At 55.5% G+C, this 20,169-nt stretch carries 19 protein-coding genes and 1 pseudogene; 14 read left to right on the forward strand and 6 right to left on the reverse strand.

Annotated features, from left to right (window positions below; translation table 11 throughout):
- The first annotated feature begins 106 nt into the window (after window positions 1-106).
- The 4 genes from dnaK (at window position 107) to nhaR (ending at window position 5,560) form a co-directional block, all read left to right on the forward strand.
- Entirely contained in the window at window positions 107-2,020 is a 1,914-nt protein-coding gene (gene dnaK / locus L463_RS15105) for a molecular chaperone DnaK (protein ID WP_006810169.1), read from the forward strand.
- An 87-nt stretch (window positions 2,021-2,107) separates the two neighbouring features.
- On the forward strand, window positions 2,108-3,253 hold the full coding sequence (gene dnaJ, locus L463_RS15100) for a molecular chaperone DnaJ (protein WP_014830600.1): 1,146 nt from the start codon (window positions 2,108-2,110) through the stop codon (window positions 3,251-3,253).
- Between the two features lie 172 nt (window positions 3,254-3,425).
- Window positions 3,426-4,601 (forward strand): Na+/H+ antiporter NhaA, encoded by a 1,176-nt coding sequence (gene nhaA / locus L463_RS15095; RefSeq protein WP_017383817.1) that lies wholly within the window; start codon window positions 3,426-3,428, stop codon window positions 4,599-4,601.
- 59 nt (window positions 4,602-4,660) lie between these two features.
- Window positions 4,661-5,560 carry a transcriptional activator NhaR gene (nhaR, locus tag L463_RS15090; protein WP_003856462.1) on the forward strand — a complete coding sequence of 300 codons (900 nt, stop codon included), beginning with the start codon at window positions 4,661-4,663 and terminating at the stop codon, window positions 5,558-5,560.
- Between the two features lie 58 nt (window positions 5,561-5,618).
- Here the strand turns inward: nhaR and rpsT are convergent, their stop codons facing one another.
- Window positions 5,619-5,882: a 30S ribosomal protein S20 gene (gene rpsT, locus L463_RS15085; protein ID WP_003856458.1), complete on the reverse strand. Its 264-nt coding sequence runs from the start codon at window positions 5,880-5,882 to the stop codon at window positions 5,619-5,621.
- Window positions 5,883-5,997: 115 nt separating this feature from the next.
- Between rpsT and L463_RS24560 the strand changes: the two are divergent.
- From L463_RS24560 to L463_RS15050, 8 genes and pseudogenes are all read left to right on the forward strand, one after another.
- A pseudogene (locus L463_RS24560) lies at window positions 5,998-6,203 on the forward strand (DUF2575 domain-containing protein); the annotation flags it as partial.
- A 7-nt stretch (window positions 6,204-6,210) separates the two neighbouring features.
- Entirely contained in the window at window positions 6,211-7,137 is a 927-nt protein-coding gene (gene ribF, locus L463_RS15080; RefSeq protein WP_003856456.1) for a bifunctional riboflavin kinase/FAD synthetase, read from the forward strand.
- Window positions 7,138-7,182: 45 nt separating this feature from the next.
- Window positions 7,183-9,999, forward strand: a complete 2,817-nt coding sequence (ileS, locus tag L463_RS15075; protein WP_017383815.1) for an isoleucine--tRNA ligase — start codon at window positions 7,183-7,185, stop codon at window positions 9,997-9,999.
- Window positions 9,999-10,499: a signal peptidase II gene (gene lspA / locus L463_RS15070; RefSeq protein WP_017694540.1), complete on the forward strand. Its 501-nt coding sequence runs from the start codon at window positions 9,999-10,001 to the stop codon at window positions 10,497-10,499. Before ileS ends, lspA begins: the two co-directional genes overlap by 1 nt.
- A 116-nt stretch (window positions 10,500-10,615) precedes the next feature.
- A complete protein-coding gene (gene fkpB / locus L463_RS15065; RefSeq protein ID WP_015572634.1) occupies window positions 10,616-11,065 on the forward strand; it encodes an FKBP-type peptidyl-prolyl cis-trans isomerase in 450 nt (149 codons plus the stop codon).
- 1 nt (window position 11,066) lies between these two features.
- On the forward strand, window positions 11,067-12,017 hold the full coding sequence (gene ispH, locus L463_RS15060; RefSeq protein ID WP_017383814.1) for a 4-hydroxy-3-methylbut-2-enyl diphosphate reductase: 951 nt from the start codon (window positions 11,067-11,069) through the stop codon (window positions 12,015-12,017).
- A gap of 156 nt (window positions 12,018-12,173) precedes the next feature.
- On the forward strand, window positions 12,174-12,728 hold the full coding sequence (locus tag L463_RS15055; protein ID WP_017383813.1) for a glucose-6-phosphate isomerase family protein: 555 nt from the start codon (window positions 12,174-12,176) through the stop codon (window positions 12,726-12,728).
- On the forward strand, window positions 12,721-13,491 hold the full coding sequence (locus L463_RS15050; protein ID WP_015572636.1) for a glucose-6-phosphate isomerase family protein: 771 nt from the start codon (window positions 12,721-12,723) through the stop codon (window positions 13,489-13,491). The genes L463_RS15055 and L463_RS15050 overlap by 8 nt, the downstream gene beginning before the upstream one ends.
- A gap of 27 nt (window positions 13,492-13,518) precedes the next feature.
- On the opposite strand, the gene L463_RS15045 is transcribed toward L463_RS15050, so the two are convergent.
- The 5 genes from L463_RS15045 to L463_RS15025 are packed head-to-tail and all read right to left on the reverse strand — an operon-like array spanning window position 13,519 to window position 17,823.
- Complete coding sequence (locus tag L463_RS15045; RefSeq protein WP_015572637.1) at window positions 13,519-14,337, reverse strand: PTS system mannose/fructose/sorbose family transporter subunit IID; 819 nt, start codon at window positions 14,335-14,337, stop codon at window positions 13,519-13,521.
- Window positions 14,337-15,134: a PTS mannose/fructose/sorbose/N-acetylgalactosamine transporter subunit IIC gene (locus L463_RS15040; protein ID WP_032103045.1), complete on the reverse strand. Its 798-nt coding sequence runs from the start codon at window positions 15,132-15,134 to the stop codon at window positions 14,337-14,339. Before L463_RS15040 ends, L463_RS15045 begins: the two co-directional genes overlap by 1 nt.
- 10 nt (window positions 15,135-15,144) lie before the next feature.
- Window positions 15,145-15,639, reverse strand: coding sequence for a PTS sugar transporter subunit IIB (locus L463_RS15035; RefSeq protein ID WP_015572639.1), 495 nt, complete (start codon window positions 15,637-15,639; stop codon window positions 15,145-15,147).
- Window positions 15,640-15,649: 10 nt separating this feature from the next.
- Window positions 15,650-16,078 (reverse strand): PTS sugar transporter subunit IIA, encoded by a 429-nt coding sequence (locus L463_RS15030; protein ID WP_017383812.1) that lies wholly within the window; start codon window positions 16,076-16,078, stop codon window positions 15,650-15,652.
- 2 nt (window positions 16,079-16,080) lie between these two features.
- The gene (locus L463_RS15025) at window positions 16,081-17,823 is read right to left on the reverse strand and encodes a class I mannose-6-phosphate isomerase (RefSeq protein WP_032103043.1); all 1,743 of its coding nucleotides are present in this window, start codon (window positions 17,821-17,823) and stop codon (window positions 16,081-16,083) included.
- Window positions 17,824-18,010: 187 nt separating this feature from the next.
- Here L463_RS15025 and L463_RS15020 point away from each other — a divergent pair, with 187 nt between their 5' ends.
- Together L463_RS15020 and dapB are read left to right on the forward strand one after the other, a co-directional pair.
- Entirely contained in the window at window positions 18,011-19,018 is a 1,008-nt protein-coding gene (locus L463_RS15020; protein ID WP_032103041.1) for a LacI family DNA-binding transcriptional regulator, read from the forward strand.
- Window positions 19,019-19,150: 132 nt separating this feature from the next.
- The gene (gene dapB / locus L463_RS15015) at window positions 19,151-19,972 is read left to right on the forward strand and encodes a 4-hydroxy-tetrahydrodipicolinate reductase (RefSeq protein ID WP_023295904.1); all 822 of its coding nucleotides are present in this window, start codon (window positions 19,151-19,153) and stop codon (window positions 19,970-19,972) included.
- The last annotated feature ends 197 nt before the right edge of the window (window positions 19,973-20,169 follow it).

Here is a 20,169-nt window from a genome sequence, read left to right on the forward strand (position 1 = left end):
GTGTGGACCTGAAAAAAATCAAATCTGGGCAGTTGAAAAAGCACGTTCTGCCCTTATTACAGGTACACAACCACATGTTGACTGAATTTTTAGTGGAGACGTTTAGATGGGTAAAATTATTGGTATCGACCTGGGTACTACCAACTCTTGTGTAGCGATTATGGATGGCACTACTGCACGTGTGCTGGAGAACGCCGAGGGCGATCGCACCACGCCTTCTATCATTGCTTATACCCAGGATGGTGAAACTCTGGTTGGTCAGCCGGCTAAACGTCAGGCCGTGACAAACCCGCAAAACACCCTGTTTGCGATCAAACGCCTGATTGGCCGCCGCTTCCAGGACGAAGAAGTTCAGCGTGACGTTTCCATCATGCCTTACAAAATCATCGCAGCCGATAACGGCGATGCATGGCTTGATGTGAAAGGCACCAAAACGGCACCTCCGCAGATCTCTGCTGAAGTGCTGAAGAAAATGAAGAAAACCGCGGAAGATTACCTGGGTGAGCCGGTAACTGAAGCTGTTATCACCGTACCTGCTTACTTCAACGATGCTCAGCGTCAGGCAACCAAAGATGCTGGCCGTATCGCAGGTCTGGAAGTAAAACGTATCATCAACGAACCAACCGCAGCAGCACTGGCTTACGGTCTGGATAAAGAAGTTGGCAACCGTACTATCGCGGTTTACGACCTGGGTGGTGGTACCTTCGATATCTCTATTATCGAAATCGACGACGTTGACGGCGAAAAAACCTTCGAAGTTCTGGCAACCAATGGTGATACCCACCTGGGTGGTGAAGACTTCGATACCCGTCTGATCAACTACCTCGTTGACGAGTTCAAGAAAGATCAGGGCATTGACCTGCGTAACGACCCGCTGGCCATGCAGCGACTGAAAGAAGCCGCTGAGAAAGCGAAGATCGAGCTGTCTTCCGCTCAGCAGACCGACGTGAACCTGCCGTACATCACCGCAGACGCGACCGGTCCAAAACACATGAACATCAAAGTGACCCGTGCGAAACTGGAAAGCCTGGTAGAAGACCTGGTGAACCGTTCTATCGAGCCACTGAAAGTTGCATTGCAGGACGCTGGCCTGTCCGTGTCTGACATTCAGGACGTTATCCTGGTAGGTGGTCAGACTCGTATGCCAATGGTTCAGAAGAAAGTGGCTGAGTTCTTTGGTAAAGAGCCACGTAAAGACGTGAACCCGGACGAAGCGGTTGCTATCGGTGCTGCGGTTCAGGGTGGTGTTCTGACGGGTGAAGTAAAAGACGTACTGCTGCTGGACGTTACCCCGCTGTCTCTGGGTATCGAAACCATGGGTGGCGTGATGACTCCGCTCATCAACAAAAACACCACTATCCCGACGAAACACAGCCAGGTGTTCTCTACCGCTGAAGACAACCAGTCTGCGGTAACCATCCATGTGATTCAGGGTGAGCGTAAGCGCGCGGCGGATAACAAATCTCTGGGTCAGTTCAACCTGGACGGTATTAACCCGGCACCACGCGGCATGCCACAGATCGAAGTCACCTTCGACATCGATGCTGACGGTATCCTGCACGTGTCTGCGAAAGACAAAAACAGCGGTAAAGAGCAGAAGATCACCATCAAGGCATCTTCTGGCCTGAACGAAGCGGAAATCGAAAAAATGGTTCGTGATGCCGAAGCTAACGCGGAATCCGACCGTAAGTTCGAAGAGCTGGTTCAGACCCGTAACCAGGGTGACCATCTGCTGCACAGCACCCGTAAGCAGGTTGAAGAAGCGGGCGATAAACTGCCAGCGGAAGACAAAACTGCGATCGAAACTGCACTGAGCGCGCTGGAAACGTCTCTGAAAGGCGAAGACAAAGCGGACATCGAAGCGAAGATGCAGGAGCTGGCACAGGTTTCTCAGAAGCTGATGGAAATCGCTCAGCAGCAGCACGCACAGCAGCAGGCGGGCGCTGATGCTTCCCAGAACAACGCGAAAGACGACGATGTTGTCGACGCTGAGTTCGAAGAAGTGAAAGACAAAAAATAATCGCCCTGATGCAGGGTAAGTAATCGGCACGGGCGTAGGAGAATTCTCCACGCCCGTGCTCGCATGTTAAGGGGCTTAAAAAAACCAATGGCAAAGCAAGACTATTACGAGATTTTAGGCGTTCCGAAAACTGCGGAAGAGCGTGAAATCAAAAAGGCGTATAAGCGCCTGGCCATGAAATTCCACCCTGACCGTAATCAGGGTGACAAAGAGGCTGAAGCCAAATTTAAAGAGATTAAAGAAGCCTACGAAGTCCTGACCGATGCACAAAAACGTGCGGCCTATGATCAGTACGGTCACGCGGCCTTTGAACAGGGCGGCATGGGCGGCGGTGGATTTGGTGGCGGCGGCTTCGGCGGCGGCGCTGATTTCAGCGATATCTTTGGTGATGTATTTGGCGATATCTTCGGCGGCGGACGTGGTCGTCAGCGCGCGGCGCGCGGCGCAGACCTGCGCTACAACATGGAGCTGACGCTTGAAGAAGCGGTTCGCGGCGTCACCAAAGAGATCCGTATTCCGACGCTGGAAGAGTGTGACGTTTGCCACGGCAGCGGCGCGAAAGCGGGGACTCAGCCACAGACCTGCCCAACCTGTCACGGTTCCGGTCAGGTGCAGATGCGCCAGGGCTTCTTCGCGGTGCAGCAGGCCTGTCCGCACTGTCATGGTCGCGGTACGCTGATTAAAGATCCGTGCACCAAATGCCACGGTCACGGTCGCGTGGAGAAAACCAAAACACTGTCCGTTAAGATCCCGGCAGGCGTGGATACGGGCGACCGCATCCGTCTGGCTGGTGAGGGTGAAGCCGGCGAGCACGGCGCACCGGCAGGCGATCTGTACGTTCAGGTTCAGGTGAAGCAGCACGCCATCTTCGAGCGTGAAGGTAACAACCTGTACTGTGAAGTGCCGATCAACTTTGCGATGGCGGCGCTGGGTGGCGAAATCGAAGTGCCGACGCTGGACGGTCGCGTTAACCTGAAAATCCCTGGCGAAACCCAGACCGGGAAGCTGTTCCGCATGCGCGGCAAAGGCGTTAAATCCGTTCGCGGTGGCGCGCAGGGTGACCTGTTATGCCGCGTGGTCGTGGAAACGCCGGTCGGCCTGAACGATAAGCAGAAACAGCTGCTGAAAGAGCTTCAGGAAAGCTTTGGCGGCCCGACGGGTGAGAAAAACAGCCCGCGCTCCAAAAGCTTCTTCGATGGCGTCAAAAAATTCTTCGACGATTTAACCCGCTAACCCGCCAGCTGGTTACTATCCTTTAAAGCCCGGAAGCGATTCCGGGCTTTTTGTTTATAGCGTTATTCCTCGGTTAAACTGAATATATACCCAATATTAATCTGTTTTTACCGATCTTTTTGCGCTGATATTATGGTTTTACCGAGGTATTGTTGTAAAAGAGAGTTTAAACGTGAAATTACTACACCGTTTCTTTAGCAGTGAGGCATCCGGCGGCGTCATCCTGATTATTGCTGCTGCGGCCGCCATGCTGCTCGCCAATATGGGCATGACGCGCGATCTCTATCACGCATTTCTGGAAACGCCCGTCGAGCTGAAAGTCGGGGCGCTGGAAATTAACAAGAACATGCTGCTGTGGATCAACGATGCGCTGATGGCGGTGTTCTTCCTGCTGGTGGGTCTGGAGGTTAAACGTGAGCTGGTGATCGGTTCGCTTGCCAGCCGCCAGCGCGCGGCGTTTCCGGTGATCGCGGCGATTGGCGGGATGATCGTTCCGGCGTTGCTCTTTCTCGCGTTTGCGTGGCAGGATCCGGTTGCGCGTGACGGCTGGGCGATCCCGGCCGCAACGGATATCGCGTTTGCGCTCGGGGTCTTAGCCTTGCTCGGTAGCCGCGTCCCGGTAGCACTGAAAATTTTCCTGATGGCGCTGGCGATTATCGATGATCTGGGCGCTATCGTGATTATCGCGCTGTTCTACACCAGCGATCTGTCGGTTCTGTCGCTGAGCGTGGCGGCCGTGGCTATTGTGGTGCTGGCCTTGCTGAACGTCTTCAACGTCCGACGTACGGGTATTTATATTCTGGTGGGCATGGTGCTGTGGACGGCGGTGCTGAAGTCTGGCGTGCATGCCACGCTGGCGGGCGTCATCGTTGGCTTCTTTATTCCGCTGAAGGAGCAGGACGGCAAATCGCCAGCCAGACAGCTGGAGCATGTGCTTCATCCGTGGGTGGGCTTTATGATCCTGCCGCTGTTTGCGTTTGCCAACGCGGGAGTTTCCCTGGCCGGGGTTACCCTGGACGGACTCACCTCCGTGCTGCCGCTGGGTATCATCGCCGGTCTGTTTATCGGTAAGCCGCTGGGTATCAGCCTGTTCTGCTGGCTGGCGCTGAAGCTGAAGCTGGCGTCATTGCCAAACGGGACCACCTTTAGCCAGATTATGGCCGTCGGCGTGCTGTGCGGTATTGGATTCACCATGTCGATCTTTATCTCGACGCTGGCGTTTGGCGCAAACGCGCCTGAGCTTATCGTCTGGGCAAAACTCGGCATTCTCATCGGGTCATTACTGGCCGCAGTCATTGGTTATACCTTGTTGAAGGTGAAATTGTCCGGACAGGCTGTCCAGGCATAACGGAAAACCGGGAGGAGGGGGCTCCTTCTCCCGATACACACTCAGGGAGAGAACACGCGATGTCTCATTTGAATTACAACCATCTTTATTACTTCTGGCACGTTTATAAACAGGGCTCGGTCGTGGGGGCGGCAGAAGCGCTTTACCTGACGCCACAAACCATTACCGGGCAAATCAAAGCCCTGGAAGAGCGGTTACAGGGCAAGTTGTTCAAGCGCAAGGGCCGTGGGATTGAGCCCAGTGAGTTGGGCGAGCTGGTGTTCCGCTATGCGGATAAAATGTTCACCCTGAGTCAGGAGATGCTGGACATCGTCAACTACCGCAAAGAGTCGAACCTGCTTTTTGACGTGGGGGTGGCGGATGCGCTGTCCAAACGGCTGGTGAGTGGCGTGCTGGATGCGGCGGTGGTGGAAGATGAACAGATCCATTTACGCTGCTTTGAGTCCACTCACGAGATGCTGCTGGAACAGCTGAGCCAGCATAAGCTGGATATGATTATTTCGGATTGCCCTATCGATTCCACGCAGCAGGAAGGCTTGTTCTCGGTGAAAATTGGCGAATGCGGCGTCAGTTTCTGGTGCATCAATCCGCCACCGGAAAAACCGTTTCCTGCCTGCCTGGAAGAGCGCCGCTTGCTGGTGCCGGGTCGGAGGTCCATGCTCGGACGGAAGCTGCTGAACTGGTTTAACTCGCAGGGGCTGAACGTAGAAATTCTCGGTGAGTTCGACGATGCGGCGCTGATGAAAGCCTTTGGCGAAGCGCATAACGCTATCTTCGTTGCTCCGACGCTGTACGCGCACGATCTCTATTCAGACGACAAAATAACCGAGATCGGCAGGGTGGATAACGTGATGGAAGAGTATCACGCCATATTCGCCGAAAGGATGATTCAGCACCCGGCGGTGCAGCGAATCTGCAATCGCGACTATTCGGCGCTGTTTACGCCGCCAGCAATCTGAAGACATAAAAAAACCCGCGTTAAGCGGGTTCTTTCAAACAAGCAACAACAAGTGGCGATTAAGCCAGTTTGTTGATCTGCGCGGTCAGGTTTGCTTTATGACGCGCTGCTTTGTTTTTGTGGATCAGACCTTTAGCAGCCTGACGATCCACGATTGGTTGCATTTCGTTAAATGCGTTCTGCGCTGCAGCTTTGTCGCCAGCTTCGATAGCTGCGTATACTTTCTTGATGAAAGTACGCATCATAGAGCGACGGCTTGCATTGTGCTTACGAGCCTTTTCAGACTGAACGGCACGTTTCTTAGCTGATTTGATATTAGCCAAGGTCCAACTCCCAAATATGATCTATGTGGACAATTCAAAGGCCGAGGAATATGCCCTCTATACCTTCTTTTGTCAATGGATTTGTGCAAATAAGCGCCGTTAATGTGGCGACGCTACGTTACGTAGTGATGGCGCAGGATTCTACCAGCTTGTCGTTCGTGAATACAGCTTTTCGGCGTAAAAATCGCAGTTCGCGGGCAGATTTTTTTGCTGCGAAAGGTCAGCGTGATGAAATCATACGGCTTTCTGTTTAGCGTGAACAATCGCCGGTTAACCTTAACCGCTGTACAAGGTATACTTTGGCGATTTTCACTGTTTTGAGCCAGTCATGAAGCTGATACGCGGCATACATAATCTCAGTCAAGCCCCGCACGGGTGCGTGCTGACCATTGGTAATTTTGACGGCGTGCATCGTGGGCATCAGGCGCTGTTGCAGGGATTGCGTAAAGAAGGCGAGGCGCGAGGCCTGCCCGTCGTGGTGATGATTTTCGAGCCTCAGCCGCTGGAGCTGTTTGCAGGCGAGAAATCCCCCGCGCGGCTGACGCGTCTGCGCGAGAAGTTACGCTACCTGGCGGAGTCAGGGGTGGACTACGTCCTGTGCGTAAGGTTCGACCGTCGTTTTGCCGCGCTGACCGCACAAAATTTTGTCAGCGACCTGTTGGTCAGGCAGCTTGGCGTGCAGTTTCTCGCCGTGGGCGATGATTTCCGCTTTGGCGCTGGTCGTCAGGGCGATTTCTTGTTATTACAGAAGGCTGGCCTGGAGTACGGGTTTGACGTCACCAGCACGATGACCTTCTGTGAGGGCGGCGTGCGCGTAAGCAGCACGGCGGTACGTCAGGCGCTGGCGAACGATGAACTGGACACGGCAGAAACGCTGCTGGGTCACCCGTTCACAATTTCAGGTCGCGTGGTCCATGGCGATGCGCTGGGCCGCACGATAGGTTTCCCGACGGCGAATATACCGCTGCGTCGTCAGGTCTCCCCGGTTAAAGGGGTCTATGCGGTGGAAGTGGCAGGACTGGGCGAGAAGCCTTTCTACGGCGTCGCCAACATTGGCACACGTCCAACGGTTGCCGGTGTGCGTCAACAGTTAGAAGTACACCTGCTGGACGTTGTAATGGACCTGTATGGTCGCCATATAGATGTGATACTGCGTAAAAAAATACGCAATGAACAGCGATTCGCTTCGCTGGATGAACTTAAGGCGCAAATCGCGCGAGATGAATTAACGGCCCGCGAGTTTTTTGGGCTTTAGAACCGGCTTAACTGCCTACGTGATAAATACGGAACCGAGAATCTGATGAGTGACTATAAATCAACCCTGAATTTGCCGGAAACAGGGTTCCCGATGCGCGGCGATCTCGCCAAGCGTGAACCGGGAATGCTGGCGCGTTGGACCGATGATGACCTGTACGGCATCATTCGTGCAGCCAAAAAAGGCAAAAAAACCTTCATTCTGCATGATGGCCCTCCATATGCGAATGGCAGCATTCATATTGGTCACTCTGTAAACAAGATTCTGAAAGACATTATCGTGAAGTCCAAAGGACTCGCGGGATATGACTCGCCTTACGTTCCGGGCTGGGACTGCCATGGTCTGCCGATCGAGCTGAAAGTTGAGCAAGAGTACGGTAAGCCGGGTGAGAAGTTCACCGCCGCAGAATTCCGCGCGAAATGCCGCGAATACGCTGCCACCCAGGTTGACGGTCAGCGCGCTGACTTCATCCGTCTGGGCGTGCTGGGTGACTGGTCGCATCCCTACCTGACCATGGACTTCAAAACCGAAGCCAACATCATCCGAGCGCTGGGTAAAATCATCGGCAACGGTCACCTGCACAAAGGCGCGAAGCCGGTGCACTGGTGCGTCGACTGCCGCTCTGCGCTGGCAGAAGCGGAAGTGGAGTATTACGACAAAACCTCGCCTTCTATCGACGTGGCCTTCGAAGCGGTCGATCAGGATGCGATCAAAGCTAAATTTGGTCTGCCTGGTGTAAGCGGCCCGATCTCTCTGGTGATCTGGACCACCACCCCGTGGACGCTGCCTGCTAACCGCGCGATCTCCCTCTCTGGCGAGTTTGAGTATGCGCTGGTGCAGATTGATGGCCGTGCGGTTATCCTGGCGAAAGACCTGGTCGAAAGCGTGCTGAAACGCGCGAACATCACCGATTACACCGTGCTGGGCACCGTAAAAGGTGACGCGCTGGAACTGATGCGCTTCAAACACCCGTTCCTGGACTTCGACGTTCCGGCGATTCTGGGCGACCACGTCACGCTGGACGCGGGTACCGGTGCGGTGCATACCGCCGGTGGCCACGGTCCTGACGACTACAACATCAGCCTGAAATATGGTCTGGAAATCGCTAACCCGGTTGGTCCGGACGGCTCTTACCTGCCTGGCACCTACCCGGCGCTGGACGGCATCAACGTCTTTAAAGCTAACGACATCATCGTTGACATGCTGCGCACCAGCGGCGCGCTGCTGCACGTTGAGAAAATGCAGCACAGCTATCCGTGCTGCTGGCGTCACAAGACCCCGATCATCTTCCGTGCAACCCCGCAGTGGTTTATCAGCATGGACCAGAAAGGCCTGCGCGCCCAGTCTCTGAAAGAGATCAAAGGCGTGCAGTGGATCCCTGACTGGGGCCAGGCGCGTATCGAATCCATGGTGGCTAACCGTCCTGACTGGTGTATCTCCCGTCAGCGTACCTGGGGCGTGCCGATGTCTCTGTTCGTACATAAAGAGACGCAGGAGCTGCACCCGAACACTCTGGAACTGATGGAAGAAGTGGCGAAGCGCGTCGAAGTTGACGGCATTCAGGCGTGGTGGGATCTCGACGCCCGCGACATCCTGGGCGCTGACGCAGACAGCTACGAGAAAGTGCCGGATACCCTGGACGTGTGGTTCGACTCCGGGTCTACCCACTCCTCCGTGGTTGACGTGCGTCCGGAGTTTGCTGGTCACGCTGCCGATATGTATCTGGAAGGGTCTGACCAACACCGCGGCTGGTTCATGTCATCGCTGATGATCTCCACCGCCATGAAGGGTAAAGCACCTTACCGCCAGGTATTGACCCACGGCTTCACCGTGGATGGTCAGGGCCGTAAGATGTCCAAATCTATCGGTAACACCGTTTCTCCGCAGGACGTGATGAACAAACTGGGCGCGGACATTCTGCGTCTGTGGGTGGCCTCTACCGACTACACCGGCGAAATGGCGGTCTCTGATGAGATCCTGAAACGTGCTGCTGACAGCTATCGTCGTATTCGTAACACCGCGCGCTTCCTGCTGGCGAACCTGAACGGGTTCGATCCGGTGAAAGACATGGTGAAGCCGGAAGAGATGGTTGTGCTCGATCGCTGGGCGGTAGGCTGCGCGAAAGCGGCGCAGGAAGATATTCTTAAAGCCTATGAGTCTTACGACTTCCACGAAGTGGTGCAGCGCCTGATGCGCTTCTGCTCCATCGAGATGGGCTCGTTCTACCTCGACATCATCAAAGACCGCCAGTACACCGCGAAAGCGGACAGCGTGGCGCGTCGTAGCTGCCAGACTGCGCTGTTCCACATCGCAGAGGCGCTGGTACGCTGGATGGCGCCGATCATGTCCTTCACCGCGGATGAAATCTGGGGTTACCTGCCGGGCGAACGCGAGAAGTATGTCTTCACCGGCGAGTGGTACGAAGGTCTGTTCGACCTCTCCAGCACTGAAGCAATGAACGATGCCTACTGGGACGAGCTGCTGAAAGTGCGTGGCGAAGTGAATAAGGTTATCGAGCAGGCGCGCGCTGACAAGAAAGTCGGTGGTTCGCTGGAAGCGACCGTGACCCTGTACGCCGAACCGGAGCTGGCGGCCAAACTGACCGCGCTGGGCGATGAATTACGATTTGTCCTGTTGACCTCCGGTGCGAAAGTTGCGGATTATGCCGAAGCTACTGCTGATGCTCAGCAGAGTGAACTGCTCAAAGGACTGAAGGTCGCACTGAGCAAAGCCGACGGTGAAAAATGCCCGCGTTGCTGGCATTACACCACTGATGTCGGTCAGGTGGCGGAACACGCAGACATCTGCGGACGCTGTGTAAGCAACGTCGCCGGTGACGGCGAAAAACGTAAGTTTGCCTGATGAGTAAAACTCTCTGTTCAACAGGACTGCGCTGGCTGTGGCTGGTGGTGGTGGTGCTGATTATTGATTTGGGCAGCAAGTTCCTGATCCTCCAGAATTTCGCTCTGGGGGATACGGTCCCGCTGTTTCCGTCGCTTAACCTGCACTATGCCCGCAACTATGGTGCGGCGTTTAGTTTCCTTGCCGACAGCGGTGGCTGGCAGCGCTGGTTCTTCGCGGGTATCGCTATCGGTATCTGCGTCGTGCTGGCGGTGCTGATGTACCGCTCAAAGGCCACGCAAAAGCTGAATAACATCGCCTACGCGCTGATCATTGGCGGCGCGCTGGGTAACCTGTTTGACCGCCTGTGGCACGGCTTTGTGGTCGATATGATCGATTTCTACGTCGGCGACTGGCACTTCGCGACCTTTAACCTCGCCGATAGCGCAATATGCGTTGGTGCGGCGTTAATCGTGCTGGAAGGCTTCTTGCCTAAATCGGCCGCGAAAGAGCAGGCGTAACAAAACCAGCCGGGTGACGCGTAGCGATCCCGGCCTACAGAATTTGTGGCCTCCGTAGGCCCGGTAAGCGTAGCGCCACCGGGCAACAGGTGACCCAAAACAAGCGAGCAATTTGCATGTCTAAATCCGTACAGAGCAACAGCGCGGTTCTCGTTCATTTCACGCTGAAGCTGGATGACGGCTCCACGGCCGAATCCACCCGCAACAATGGCAAACCGGCGCTGTTTCGTCTGGGTGACACCTCCCTGTCTGAAGGCCTTGAGCAGCAGCTTCTGGGTCTGAAAGAGGGCGAGAAAAAAGCGTTTTCGCTGGAGCCGGATGCGGCATTTGGCGTGCCAAGCCCGGACCTGATCCAGTATTTCTCGCGTCGTGAGTTTATGGATGCGGGTGAACCAGAAATCGGGGCGATTATGCTCTTTACCGCTATGGACGGCAGCGAAATGCCTGGCGTGATCCGAGAAATCAACGGCGATTCTATCACCGTCGATTTCAACCATCCGCTTGCCGGGCGTACCGTTCATTTTGATGTCGAAGTGCTGGAGATCGATCCGGCACTGGAGGAGTAAAATGCAGATCCTGTTGGCTAACCCGCGCGGCTTCTGCGCCGGTGTAGACCGCGCTATCAGCATTGTTGAAAACGCGCTGGAGATTTACGGCGCGCCGATTTACGTGCGTCACGAAGTGGTGCACAACCGTTACGTGGTCGACAGCCTGCGCGAGCGCGGTGCGATTTTTATCGAGCAGATCAGCGAAGTGCCGGACGGCGCAATCCTCATCTTCTCCGCGCACGGCGTCTCTCAGGCGGTACGCAACGAGGCGAAAAGCCGCGATCTGACCGTATTCGATGCCACCTGTCCGTTAGTGACAAAAGTGCATATGGAAGTGGCGCGCGCCAGCCGTCGTGGTGAAGAGTCAATTCTGATTGGTCACGCTGGTCACCCGGAAGTTGAAGGCACCATGGGCCAGTACAGCAACCCGGAAGGGGGCATGTATCTGGTTGAGTCACCGGAAGATGTCTTTACGCTGGACGTGAAAAACGAAGCCCGTCTGTCATTTATGACCCAGACGACGCTTTCCGTAGACGACACCTCAGACGTGATTGACGCCCTGCGCCAGCGCTTCCCGAAAATCGTCGGGCCGCGCAAAGATGATATCTGCTATGCAACCACCAACCGTCAGGAAGCCGTACGCGCCCTGGCTGAACAGGCGGATGTGGTGCTGGTGGTCGGCTCGAAAAACTCCTCTAACTCCAACCGACTGGCCGAACTGGCGCAGCGTATGGGGAAAGCGGCGTTCCTGATCGACGACGCAACGGACATTCAGGAAGCGTGGGTGAAAAACGCGGCCTGCGTCGGTGTTACCGCAGGCGCTTCAGCGCCGGATATCCTGGTGCAAAACGTCATTGCCCGCCTGCAAGAGCTGGGCGGTGGCGAAGCGGTGCCGCTGGAAGGCCGTGAAGAGAACATTGTCTTCGAAGTGCCGAAAGAGCTGCGAATCGACGCCCGCGAAGTGGAATAATGTCCTCTCAATCTTCAAAATGCCGGTGGCGAAAGCCTCCGGCATTTTTGTTTCTGGTTAACTGTGATTCACCATCAATATTGACGCTTTTATCACTAGGTTAATCGTTTAATCTGCCATCATGATATTGCTGTTCTCCTCGGGCCGGAGAGCGATATGAATTCAGACATCTTTTTGCCACCTCAGTTGACGTGGGCTACCGGCGCGCTAGCCGGCGGGCCGCTTATCCGCAAAACGACTCGTCTTGCGGATCTTCCTGGGATCTTCGCAGACGGCGAGGCGTGGAAGTGCGGCAATCCTCAAAAAAGTGTGTATGACGTAGACGTACTGGGCTCGCCCGTAGGGGAAGGGGCACTCTTCGTTGGGGTAACTCACCTGCGTGCGGGTAACGTGGGCGATGAGTTCTTTATGACTCGCGGTCATTTTCATCAGCGCCGCGAACAGGGCGAGGTCTATTTTGGCCTGCGCGGATGTGGCTTGTTGCTGCTGCAAACGGAGGCGGGCGACGCGCGGCTTGAGCAGGTGACGGCTGGCTCCGTGCATATTATTCCTCCTTTTACAGCGCATCGTTTGATTAACACTGGCAACGAGACGCTATCCTCCCTTGCCGTCTGGCCGAGCATTGCGGGACACGACTATGCGGCGCTGGCAGAGGGCTTCACCCTGCGGATCTTTGCCTCCGGGGAAGGTTACGAGGTGCGCCATGGCTAACTATGGCCTTGATATGACCATCACCCGTCAGCCGCTCGGTTTTTGCTACGGAGAGGATGTTACCGGGCCGATGCCGGAGATCAGAACACTGGATCAGATCCGCCCGTCGCTGCGCAATCCGGACTGCGAAGGGCCTGAACAGGTATATGCCATCGCGATGGACGTGGCGCGTCTGGCGGACAGGCCGGAGCTCGAAAAACGCATGCTGCTTTTTGGTGTGGTCACCTACGCGGCAGGCACGCTTGGCGATGAGCCGGTCCGCAGCCAGGGACATGTTCACCGTATTAGCCAGCACAGCGGATGGTCGCCCCCTGAGCTGTACGAAATCTGGCAGGGTAAAGCGATTATCTACATGCAGGAGTATGTGGACGACGATCCGGGACGTTGTTTTGCGGTACTCGCGGGGCCGGGTGAAAAGGTACTGGTCCCTCCCGGATGGGGCCATGCGACGATTTCGGCCTCGCCCAATGAGCCGCTGACGTTTGGTGCGTGGTGCGATCGGGAATATGGCTTTGAGTATGAGGCCGTTCGTGCGCGAAAAGGTCTGGCCTGGTATCCCTTAGTTCAGGGTAATCATATTGTCTGGCAGCATAACAGTCACTACAGACCAGGGCGCTTGCAGATGATTACGCCGAGAAGTTATCCGGAATTTGGCATTACTGATGCGCCTGTTTATCAGCAGTTTATTGATGACCCCGCACGGTTCCAGTTTATTTCGCGTCCGGATAAAGTCGCAGAACTGTGGAATAACTTCCATCCATAAAGAAGCCGGGGCATTGCCCCGGTTTTCTTATCCTGCAAACAAACCGGACGCCACGCCAAGCGCTGCCAGTATAAGCAGCAATATCATGGCTTTTACCGGCGACACGCCGCGTTTTGCCATCAGATACCAGGTCCCCAGCACCACCGCCAGCGGAAGCAGCTGCGGGAAAATACCGTCCAGCATCTGCTGAACGTGAATGTTAACCCCGTCCCGGGTGATGAACTCCAGCCCGGTGCCGAGCTTCACGTAGCTGGCCGCCACGCCGCCCATGACAAATACGCCCAGTAGCGAGAGCGCTTCCCGTAGCCGGGTAGATTTGCTGCTGACCAGCATCTCCACGGAGCCTGATCCCATCTGGTAGCCTTTGAGAAACAGGAACCAGGAGCCAGGGATAATGATGGCCAGCCAGGCAACGGTATAAAACAGTGGACCGAGGATATTTCCGCCTGCCGCCAGCGCCATCCCAATGCTAAGCAGGATCGGGATCAGCATGCCGGGGATCATCGAATCGCCGATCCCGGCAATTGGCCCCATCAGGCCTACCTTCAGGGTATTTATGGTTTCACCGTCAATCGGCTCGCCGTTGGCTTTTTTCTCCTCCAGCCCCAGCGCCATACCGTTAACGATCGCGCCAATCTGTGGCTCCGTGTTGTAGAACGACGCGTGACGGCGCAGCATCTCGGTACGTTGTACCGGGTCGGGATAGAGCTTTTTTGCGACCGGCAGCATGCTCAGGCAAAAGCCGAAGGATTCAAGGCGTTCAAAGCTCATTGAGGAGAGGTTGTGCATCATCCACGCTCGCCAGCAGCGGCGCAGATCCTTGCGGGTGAGTTTACGTTCTTCCATCAGAATTCATCCTCGTCGTCAGGGACAGGTGCTGAAGCCACGGCCTGCGGTGCCTCGGGTTTATAGTTGTAATGAATCAGTGCCAGCAGGGCGCCCACGATCACCAGCGCGACCATATTGAGTTTCAGGAAAACGATGCAAACGAAGCCCACCAGAAAGTAGATGAGCATGGTATAGCTTTTGATGATCTGCTTAAGCAGGATGGCAATACCGACGGCGGGCAAGATGCCGCCCAGCACATTCATGGTGGAGAGGACGATGTGCGGCAGGTTGTCCATAAACCCGCTAATGTACTGTGCGCCAAAAAAGACGGCGATAAAGGTAGGCACAAAGCGCAGCACAAAATTCATCGCCTGCGGCCAGATGGCGCTGTTGAGGTAGATCCCGCGCTCGTCGCCGTTCTCCAGCGCCACATCCGCACGATGGTTCCAGAAGGAGTTCAGCACCATCATCGCATTGAAGAGAATGGTTCCGGCGATCCCAATAGTCGCCGCCAGCGCGACGGCAACCTCAGGTCCTTTGCCGGAAAGTATTCCCAGTGCAATGGCCGGATAAGCCACAAAGTTTAAATCTGCTGGCATCGAGCCGCCGGGTGTCACCATTGCGATATACACCGCCTGCACCGCTACGCCAATCATAATCCCGGTTTTGATATCGCCCAGGATCAGGCCAACCAGCATCCCGGAAATGAGCGGTCGGGAGATGAGATACCAGCCGCCCGTCAGCCCTAAAAGCCACGGACTACTGAGTGCGCCCAGATAACACAGCAGGCCAATTAAAGCCGCTTCGATAATCATGATCTGCTCCTTATTTCAGCTTTTGTCTGGCATCCTGCCAGGTATAAAAACTGGCATCAGGAACCAGGCGGAATTCAATCGCGTGTCCCTGCCCGGTCAGCCACTCGAACGCCGCCGCTTCATCCTGGGTTACCGATTGATTCGGGCCGATGGTGATCGTGTTAGCCCGGGCGCTCATCGGGCCCACGTTAATTTTTCCGTTGCTGTTTTTCAGGCTAATGCCCGCCTGCTCAATGCGCTGTAGCGTGAGTGGAGATTTGCCAATCACGAAATAGCGCTTTTCGCTGGCAATCACTTTTGGCAGTTTTTCGATCGCGGTTGCCGTATCGAACAGCCACACTTTAGTATCTGATACGGCTCCTTTCATGACCGACGATAACAGCGGATCGGCCGCAACGGCATCGTCAATGGCAACGATGCCGTCGCAGGGCAGCTCCCTGGCCCAGCGTGTAATGAGCTGCCCGTGGATCACGCGATCGTCAATGCGTACAAAAGAAATACTCATATGCGGCTCCTTAAAAATCGTCTGTCTGTGCAGTATCTGCCGGTTTCGCCTGTACCAGCGTCGGCAGAGTAAGTTCGATAAGCTGCCCGGCAGCCTGATGAACATCGCGAGCCATCATCACCTCATCGGTTTGCAGCAGCATCGGGAAGTTGACTCCAGCCACCACGGCGACCGGCGGCTGCGTATGTGGGTTAAACGCGGCCTCACAGGCCACGTTCCACGGCGTGCCGCTTTGCATGTCGCACAGCACCAGCACGCCGTCAGCGTTGACGCTTGCCGCTTCCAGTGTGGAGATGAAATCCTGCCGGAAGCCCTCTATTCCCGCCTGTTCGGTCAGACAAATGGCGTGTACGCCGGGGAGCTCGCCGTATACCATCCGGCCGCTCTCCAGCAGCGCGGCGGCTAACGGCCCATGAGTGGCGACAATAAAATGAATCATCGTTAGCTCCTTACCCAGGCTTTGATAGTCGCGAGGGGGTGTCCGGAAGCACGGGCTGAAGGTGAAATGCGATAGTCACCTACGCTTGCCGGAATGATGAAGGTTTCGGCGTAATGGACGGTAAACGGCTCAAATGCACCGGTTGGGCTGTCGACAATTGCTTCGTCGCCCTCTACCAGATTCAGCACGTTCACGCCGCCGCCGGTGTGGTGCAAAACGGGTTCGCTAAACCAGTGGCGGCGGGTTTCGATAAATTCACGCTCGTGCAGGCCAGTACGCTCTTCACGCCAGCCGTTTCCTTCCGCGACAGGTTCGAACTGATTCACCAGATGCTGATGTACCCACCGCGTGTCGCGCTGCCAGTCGATCACCTTTTCACCGTGCTCCAGGTGGACCGGGCGCGGCAGCCCGTCCAGGCCCAGGCGGCCCCAGTCCCACAGTTTGAAGGTGAAAATATACGGCGTAGCGCTGATCTCCAGCACCATGGTTCCCGCGCCGGAGCAGTGCACCGTCCCAGCCGGGATCAGGAAATGATCGTGCTTTTTTGCCGGGATCTGATTAACGAAGCGGTCGTCATCAAACGGTTTTTCACCGCGACCCGCGCGCCTGAGATCGTCCATCATGGCCTCAGGGTCTGTGCCGGTTTTGGTCCCCAGATAGACGACGGCACCCGGCTCCGCTTCCAGAATGTAATAACTCTCATCCTGGGTATAGTGCATCCCAAACTGCTGCTGGATGTACTCGGTAATGGGGTGGACCTGGAAGCTCAGATTCTGGCCACCCATGGTGTCGAGGAAGTCAAAACGGATCGGGAATTCCGCGCCGAAACGTGCGTGAACTTTCTCGCCCAGCAGAGCACGGGGCTCAAGCAAAACCAGATCCTGAGAGGGGATCTCGATCCGCACTGCGCCAAAACGCAGTAACAGGCTGTTCTCCTCGGGCACGCAGTCAAAACCCCACGCGTAATTGGGTGCAGAGGGATCGAGATCGAATTGCTGTTTCATCCACTGGCCGCCCCAGACGCCAGGATCGAAAAAGGGCGCCACGCGGAAAGGCTGGGTGGTAGTTTGCTTCAGCCCGGCTCGCAGGCCCTCGCCGCTGACCATCGCGGGCTGGTTCGTCTGGGTTGTATCCAGTAAAAAATCGGTGCGCCTGAGCAGCGGTGTTTTGTGGCGATCGAAGACGCGCCATTCGACAAAAAAGGCGCGCTTGTAGCGACGAAGCATATCTTCCTGCTGATTATCTGCGCCCCAGTTCCCAGTCTCACCCCGGCGCATACGCTGCTGGATCTCCCAGCGCGGCAGATCGGCATACACCAGCACATCACCCGGATGGACAAGCGTCGCACCGGGTCCGTAGATCACAATCAGCCCCCCGGAACACTGGTTCACCTGAACCTGCAACGCCTCCAGACGCGCGGGATCGAAAAACTCTCCAAGCTGGTGGCAGGAGAGAACGCCAAAGACGCGATCGTCTGTGAGGTTGCGCGCCAGCATCTCATGAATGGCACACTCATCCCGTCGCGCCTGTTCAGCATTGATCGCCAGCGTCGGGCGTAGACGCGGCAGCACGTTCTCTTCAAGCTCGGTCATGCGCACGCCCGGATAGCAGTCAATCACCAGCACCGTGCGGCTGCGCTGTTGGGTTTTTGACTCAAGAACGCGGGTTATTGCTTCCCAGCCTTGCCAGGCGCTGTCATCAAAACCCTGTATCGCCACCGTGGGGAATTTGTCGTAGGTTGTCATTGTATCCTCCGTAATCGTTATTTAAGGTTATTCGATTAACCGTATTTGAGAAGAGTGGTTAACGCGATTAACCCGCCATAAATGCGAATCGAATCCAGAACAACAGCGGTAATGTGAAGAGTCTCACAGGGAAAAATGCAGAAAACAGGTTATTCGATTAACCTGTAGTGATGATGAAGGAGACAACATGACGGGAATTACACTGGCCGATGTCGCGAAACGCGCCGGCGTGTCAACGGCGACGGTCTCGATGGTGCTCTGCAACAAAGGCCGCATTTCGCAAAGCACGCGCGAACGTGTGCTTAAGGCGCTGGATGAATCCGGCTATGTCTATAACCAGACGGCAGCCAATTTACGTAACCGCAGCAGTAACCAGGTCGGGCTGCTCTTGCACGATATCACCAACCCTTTTTACAGCGAGATGACGGCAGGGCTAAGTCATGAAATGGAGCGCCACGAGCTGATGCTTTTTCTGGCGAATAGCGAGGAATCGGCAGAGCGACAGCAAAAATTTGTTGATTCACTGATGCGTAATAACGTCGGCGGTATGGTGCTGTGTGCGGCTCGGGAAACGCCCCAGGCCTTTTTTGAGGGTCTGAAGCGGCGCAATATTCCGGCTATCATGGTTGTGCGACCGCTGAACGATCCGGATTTTGATTTTGTCGGAACGGATAACTTCTTAGGCACGCAGATGGCGACGGAGCATCTGCTCAGAATGGGCCATCGGCACATTGCGTTCATTGGAGGGAGCCAGAATTCGGGCTCTCGGGCGCAGCGTATCGGGGGCTTTACCAGCAAGCTGCTGGAGTACGGCGTGACGCCGAATCCTGCCTGGATCAGAACCTCTCACGCCAGCCAAAGCGACGGCGCGCGCGTGGCAGAGGCGTTACTTCTCGAGCATCCACACATCAGTGCGGCGATTTGCTATCAGGATGTTGTGGCGCTGGGGGTGATGCAAAGCTTACGCAAGATGGGCCGTGAGCCGGGACGTGATTTTGCGCTGGTCGGTTTCGATGATATTACCGAAGCGGCTCTGGTGCAGCCCGCATTGACCACCGTATCGGTGGCGGCGAAAGAGATTGGTCGTAAGGCAGGGGAGTTACTTTACAGCCGCATACAGGGCAACGACGAACCCGCCAAACGCATCATTCTGCCGCCTGCGCTGGTGGTGCGGGAATCATGTGGTTTTAGCTGACGATCATGTCTTTCACTGATATCTCACCCTGTTTATCATTAAATTCTAATTATCGGCGTTTTCTGTGGCAGCCTGTGCAAAGGCTGGTTAATCTGAAAACGATTTACATCATTTTAACGTAAGAGAATAACTATGCATGATGCACAGATCCGCGTCGCCATTGCGGGCGCGGGTGGACGTATGGGCCGTCAGCTGATTCAGGCGGCACTACAGATGGATGGCGTGGCGCTTGGCGCGGCGCTGGAGCGTGAAGGTTCATCGCTTTTGGGAGCCGATGCAGGCGAGCTGGCAGGCGCAGGTCAGACGGGCGTTACCGTGCAGAGCAGCCTTGAGGCGGTGAAAGAAGACTTTGACGTATTTATCGATTTTACCCGCCCTGAAGGCACGTTGGCTCACCTGGCGTTTTGCCGTCAGCACGGTAAAGGGATGGTGATTGGCACCACCGGTTTTGACGAGGCCGGTAAGCAAGCCATTCAGGATGCGTCCACTGAGATTGCGATTGTCTTTGCGGCAAACTTTAGCGTGGGGGTAAACGTCATGCTGAAACTGCTGGAGAAGGCGGCGAAGGTGATGGGCGACTACACCGACATTGAAATCGTCGAAGCGCACCATCGCCATAAAGTCGATGCTCCGTCAGGCACGGCGCTGGCAATGGGCGAAGCGATTGCGTGTGCAATGGATAAAGATTTGAAAGACATCGCGGTCTATTCTCGCGAAGGCCACACTGGCGAGCGCGTGCCTGGCACCATTGGGTTTGCCACCGTTCGCGCGGGTGATATCGTCGGTGAACATACCGCTATGTTCGCCGATATTGGCGAAAGGATCGAAATCACTCATAAAGCATCCAGCCGCATGACATTTGCAAACGGGGCGGTACGTTCGGGATTGTGGCTGAAAGGTAAGCGTAATGGTCTTTTTGATATGCGAGATGTCCTCGAACTCAACAATTTGTAAGCATTATTACCCTTCGTGATGTGGTTATTGCAGTCGTAATTACTTGATTGCATAGGGCAATATTTTATTGCCCTTTTATTTTGTCTGTTTGGGATGTTTATTGTGTCTAACTGATTTAAAGTAAGTGTTTTCTCGATAATTTCTGTTGCTGAACTGTAAATTTTGACCATTTGGTCCACTTTTTATTCCTGTAAGAC

The sequence above is a fragment of the Enterobacter sp. BIDMC 27 genome, assembly GCF_000534415.1.
In the GTDB taxonomy this organism is placed as follows: Bacteria; Pseudomonadota; Gammaproteobacteria; order Enterobacterales; family Enterobacteriaceae; genus Enterobacter; species Enterobacter hormaechei_C.

Coding starts and splice junctions, on each gene's coding strand:
- fkpB (WP_015572634.1), top strand. CDS start 10,616: ATGTCTAAATCCGTACAGAGCAACAGCGCGGTTCTCGTTCATTTCACG.
- nhaR (WP_003856462.1), top strand. CDS start 4,661: ATGTCTCATTTGAATTACAACCATCTTTATTACTTCTGGCACGTTTAT.
- L463_RS15050 (WP_015572636.1), top strand. CDS start 12,721: ATGGCTAACTATGGCCTTGATATGACCATCACCCGTCAGCCGCTCGGT.
- ispH (WP_017383814.1), top strand. CDS start 11,067: ATGCAGATCCTGTTGGCTAACCCGCGCGGCTTCTGCGCCGGTGTAGAC.
- dapB (WP_023295904.1), top strand. CDS start 19,151: ATGCATGATGCACAGATCCGCGTCGCCATTGCGGGCGCGGGTGGACGT.
- lspA (WP_017694540.1), top strand. CDS start 9,999: ATGAGTAAAACTCTCTGTTCAACAGGACTGCGCTGGCTGTGGCTGGTG.
- L463_RS15040 (WP_032103045.1), bottom strand. CDS start 15,134: ATGATTATCGAAGCGGCTTTAATTGGCCTGCTGTGTTATCTGGGCGCA.
- L463_RS15030 (WP_017383812.1), bottom strand. CDS start 16,078: ATGATTCATTTTATTGTCGCCACTCATGGGCCGTTAGCCGCCGCGCTG.
- dnaK (WP_006810169.1), top strand. CDS start 107: ATGGGTAAAATTATTGGTATCGACCTGGGTACTACCAACTCTTGTGTA.
- L463_RS15055 (WP_017383813.1), top strand. CDS start 12,174: ATGAATTCAGACATCTTTTTGCCACCTCAGTTGACGTGGGCTACCGGC.
- L463_RS15045 (WP_015572637.1), bottom strand. CDS start 14,337: ATGGAAGAACGTAAACTCACCCGCAAGGATCTGCGCCGCTGCTGGCGA.
- L463_RS15025 (WP_032103043.1), bottom strand. CDS start 17,823: ATGACAACCTACGACAAATTCCCCACGGTGGCGATACAGGGTTTTGAT.
- L463_RS15020 (WP_032103041.1), top strand. CDS start 18,011: ATGACGGGAATTACACTGGCCGATGTCGCGAAACGCGCCGGCGTGTCA.
- dnaJ (WP_014830600.1), top strand. CDS start 2,108: ATGGCAAAGCAAGACTATTACGAGATTTTAGGCGTTCCGAAAACTGCG.
- L463_RS15035 (WP_015572639.1), bottom strand. CDS start 15,639: ATGAGTATTTCTTTTGTACGCATTGACGATCGCGTGATCCACGGGCAG.
- ileS (WP_017383815.1), top strand. CDS start 7,183: ATGAGTGACTATAAATCAACCCTGAATTTGCCGGAAACAGGGTTCCCG.
- ribF (WP_003856456.1), top strand. CDS start 6,211: ATGAAGCTGATACGCGGCATACATAATCTCAGTCAAGCCCCGCACGGG.